This is a genomic window from Chromatiales bacterium (genome assembly GCA_014762505.1).
GTDB lineage: Bacteria > Pseudomonadota > Gammaproteobacteria > SpSt-1174 > SpSt-1174 > SpSt-1174.
Map to the genome: position 1 here is coordinate 1 of JABURS010000005.1, position 3,590 is coordinate 3,590.

Consider the following 3,590-nt stretch of genomic DNA (forward strand, 5'->3'; position numbering starts at 1 on the left):
GGGACAGTATACCGAATGCGGCGGCCTGCCAAAGTTAATCAGTATACTGTCCCCGAATTCGCGTAGTTATGGCTAAGCAACAAGGAGATGAAGATGGCAAATCTGGTGTACGTGGATAACTCCAACGTATGGATCGAAGGGATGCATGTGGCTGCCGCCGCGCACGGGAAAGCCCCTGACGTATGGTCCGCGGTCCAGAACAGAATTTGCGATTACGACTGGAAGATCGATTTCGGCAAACTCTTCCAGTTTGCGGCTGGTGAAAAGTCGGACGTAAAGCGTTCCGCACTTTTTGGTTCCCGTCCGCCAAAGAACGATTCGCTTTGGAATATCGCGCGTTCACGAGGCTTCGAAGTGATCGTTCACGACAGGAATATTGCTAACAAGGAAAAGAAAGTAGATGCCGAAATCGTGACTCAGATGATGGCTGATTCATACACCAAATTCGAAGAAGGGGATGAGTTCACTCTTGTTGCAGGCGACGGTGACTACGTGCCTACAGTAGAACACCTGGTGGGGCGAGGCATAAAGGTCAACGTGATTTTCTGGGACCACGCCAATCGAGAGCTAAAAGAGGCATGCTCGGAGTTCGTGTCCTTGAACCCTTATCTCGAACACTTGGCAGTATAGCCATAACAAGCCGGTAAGCCCGACGCCGGAATGGCACGAGGCGCTTCGCGGTAGGGTCAGCGGCGGCGCGGGTTACCAGCAGCGTTATATGCAATAGAAACATGGGCGAAGAAACGCACAACAAAGTCAATCTCGCTATAGATCAATTGGAAACTGCGTTGTCGCTGTACCTCGAAGGCCGGAGTTACGTCTCAGCGCTAACGCTTGCTGGCGCTGCCGAGGAAATATTGGGAATGGCAGTAAAGATCAAGGGAATCGAGAACTCGCTTCAAGAGTCGTATCGGGTTTACTGTCGCCCCGAGTTGTCGTGGATAAATCCTCCGAAAACTTGGGCGGAGTTCACGACAAAGGGTAAGAATAAGGTCAGGAATGCCGTGAAACACGTTTCCGGATCTGATGATCTGCTGTTTAACGCGGACATAAAGGATGAAGCCCTTTGGATGCTTGTCAGAGCCACCGACAACTACAACCGGCTGGGTTTTACCCCAACAGACCTGATGCATGAGTTTGATGGATGGTTTTACGAGCATGTGGTCGGCATATAACACGTCGCTCCAGCCGACGGCAGGCAGGCCAGGGTCGGACCAAGCTAACCGATTGATAGACTTCGAGAAACTTGCGATACAGGCCGTTTATTCGGCCTTGACCGCCCATTTTTGATCCAAAAATGGCGTCTCCAGGGAGGGAGGCTCATACGCCCCGTCTGTACCTGTCCTCCTGGGCATCGGTGATTTTCCAGGATGATGCCGGCGGCGGCCTGATCCCGATTCGCGAGGAGCAAGGGGGTATCCTGTGAAGTATCCGGCTGGCGCCGTCTGGTGTTTGATGCTCTTTGTGGCGTTCGTCGCGCCGGGCTGTTCGTACCACGCGGTGTACCCTGCCGATTGGGCCAGTCTCTCCTCCGGCGCCGCTGATGGCTGTCCCTCGCTCGCGGGTGTGTATCGGAATGCAGGCGAGCGCGCGGTTCCGGAGGGTGGTTCGCCTCAGTATTCCCCGCCTTATCTTTCCAGCTATTTCTTTGAGGACACGGCTGCCGCTGCGCGTGCGGATCGTGTGCGGATCTCGGGTGATGCGAATGCCGGGCTCAGGATCGAACTGTCCGGCGGGGAGGCCTCCCCTGCGCCGCGCGTGCTGCAGCGGCAGACGCACTATCACTGCGAGGACGGCTGGCTGTTGCTGGAGTCGTCCCGCTGGCTGGCCGAGAACGTGAGCGGCTTCGAGTCCATGACCTATCGCTTCCGCATGGCGACTGACGGCGCAATGGTGGTGCAGGTGGATTCTTCCGCAGTCGGCATCGTGTTCCTCGTGCCCGTCGCCGGGAGCTCGACCGAGTGGTACCGGTTCCTGCCGGTGGAATAGCAACGAGAGCCGCGAATAGGCGGGGGCGGTTCGTTGATCGCGCGTCCGCATGGCGGGGCAACGCCGGGCTGGCCGGTCGAGAGGGTGGAGAGGTCTGTCTTCTCGGGGGGGCGGGCCATACAAGTCGGCCCACTTCATGTCGGATTGACGCGTGCATCAAAGGGCCAGAGATCCCCGGCCCTTTGATGGACTGCCGCGTGGGTCGTTACAGGTTCATGAACGCGTCGATCACCAGCACCAGGGCGGCCAGGCCGATGACGATGCCGGTAATGCCGGTGGGGGTACTGCCGCTGAGGAAGCCGCCGATGGCGAGGCCGACGCCAAGGAGCAGGAACAGGATGGTGCCGAGCAGGTACCAGTACTTGTTGTTGCTCTCGATCTTGATGATGAAGCCAGGCATGTGAAACCTCCTTTTTTCGTTGTAGATGTGCATCCGTCTGTTCCGCGCGAGTATCCCGAGGCTCACCGGGTGTGTCGCTATTGGAGGCTAGTACAGTGCGGGAAAAACGCAATGCAGACAGGTTGGTTCCTGTGGGGGCCATCGGCGGTGGGGTGGCCGGGACGTGCCCCGGAGGGCGAGCAACCGGGTTGGCGTGCCGTTTCCGTTACTCTTGGCGATATGTCCGCTGTTGCCCGTGCCTGGAACGCCTCTTCCTGCACCCGGACGAGGCGCCGGCATGATAAACGGCGGATGGTGAGTCATCATGGCCAGCGGGTGTGCGAGGCCGCGGTGCCTGCATATGTTGGTGAACAGGGCGTGGTCTGTGCCGACGGGCCGGGTCGGGAGTGCTCAAGCCTATGGATGTAATCCTCGAGATCGTGTTTTACACCGCACTGGCGGGTGCCTGTATCCCGCTGGGCGGGCTGCTGGCGGGTATCGAGCGGGTACGGCCGCAGTGGCTGGAGCAGGAGCTGCGCCACAGTATCATCGCCTTTGGCGGCGGCATTCTGCTGGCGGCGGTGGCGCTGGTGCTGGTGCCGGAGGGAGTGGGGTATCTGGGGCAGTCGGTGTGGAGCGTCGTCATCCTGTTGCTGGGCGGTGCGTTCTTCTTCGGCGTGGAGCGTTTTCTCGGCGCGCGGCGGCGGGAGAAGCCGCAGTTCATGGCGATGCTGCTCGACTACGTACCGGAGTCGCTGGCGCTGGGCGGTGCCTTTGCCGTCGGCGCGGCCTCGGCGCCGCTGCTGGCCCTGTTCATCGGCCTGCAGAACATCCCCGAGGGCTTCAACGCGTTTCGCGAACTCAAGTCCTCGCGACAGTTCTCCGCGCGCCGGCTCCTGCTCTTCATGTGCCTGCTGGTACCCATCGGGCCGATGATCGGCGTGCTCGGCTGGCTGTACCTGAGCCAGAACGTGGCCCTGCTCGGTGCCGTCATGCTGTTCGCCTCGGGCGGCATCCTCTATCTCATCTTCCAGGACATCGCGCCCCAGGCGCGCATGGCTCGCCACTGGGCTCCGCCGCTCGGTGCGGTGCTGGGGTTTGCGCTCGGGATGCTGGGGAAAAACCTGCTCCACGGGGCTTGAGTGGAGGGGGGGTATCCGCAGGCAGCGTAAGCTTCCCCGTCAAGTAGACAACCCAAAAGTAGAATCACTTGCCTGCTTGA

Annotated in this window: 5 protein-coding genes; 4 read left to right on the forward strand and 1 reads right to left on the reverse strand. The window is 59.8% G+C overall.

The window, feature by feature from the left end:
• Positions 1–93 precede the first annotated feature (93 nt).
• The 3 genes from HUJ28_00065 (at position 94) to HUJ28_00075 (ending at position 1,989) form a co-directional block, all read left to right on the forward strand.
• Complete coding sequence (locus HUJ28_00065) at positions 94–630, forward strand: NYN domain-containing protein (protein ID MBD3617864.1); 537 nt, start codon at positions 94–96, stop codon at positions 628–630.
• A 101-nt stretch (positions 631–731) separates the two neighbouring features.
• Complete coding sequence (locus tag HUJ28_00070; protein MBD3617865.1) at positions 732–1,175, forward strand: hypothetical protein; 444 nt, start codon at positions 732–734, stop codon at positions 1,173–1,175.
• Between the two features lie 247 nt (positions 1,176–1,422).
• Positions 1,423–1,989: a hypothetical protein gene (locus tag HUJ28_00075; GenBank protein ID MBD3617866.1), complete on the forward strand. Its 567-nt coding sequence runs from the start codon at positions 1,423–1,425 to the stop codon at positions 1,987–1,989.
• Positions 1,990–2,194: 205 nt separating this feature from the next.
• Here the strand turns inward: HUJ28_00075 and HUJ28_00080 are convergent, their stop codons facing one another.
• A complete protein-coding gene (locus HUJ28_00080) occupies positions 2,195–2,389 on the reverse strand; it encodes a hypothetical protein (protein ID MBD3617867.1) in 195 nt (64 codons plus the stop codon).
• Between the two features lie 398 nt (positions 2,390–2,787).
• Here HUJ28_00080 and HUJ28_00085 point away from each other — a divergent pair, with 398 nt between their 5' ends.
• Positions 2,788–3,510: a divalent cation transporter gene (locus HUJ28_00085; GenBank protein MBD3617868.1), complete on the forward strand. Its 723-nt coding sequence runs from the start codon at positions 2,788–2,790 to the stop codon at positions 3,508–3,510.
• Positions 3,511–3,590: the final 80 nt, after the last annotated feature.

Bases quoted from the DNA above. Each gene is read 5' to 3' on its own strand.
- HUJ28_00070 (MBD3617865.1), top strand. From the start codon at position 732: ATGGGCGAAGAAACGCACAACAAAGTCAATCTCGCTATAGATCAATTG.
- HUJ28_00085 (MBD3617868.1), top strand. From the start codon at position 2,788: ATGGATGTAATCCTCGAGATCGTGTTTTACACCGCACTGGCGGGTGCC.
- HUJ28_00065 (MBD3617864.1), top strand. From the start codon at position 94: ATGGCAAATCTGGTGTACGTGGATAACTCCAACGTATGGATCGAAGGG.
- HUJ28_00080 (MBD3617867.1), bottom strand. From the start codon at position 2,389: ATGCCTGGCTTCATCATCAAGATCGAGAGCAACAACAAGTACTGGTAC.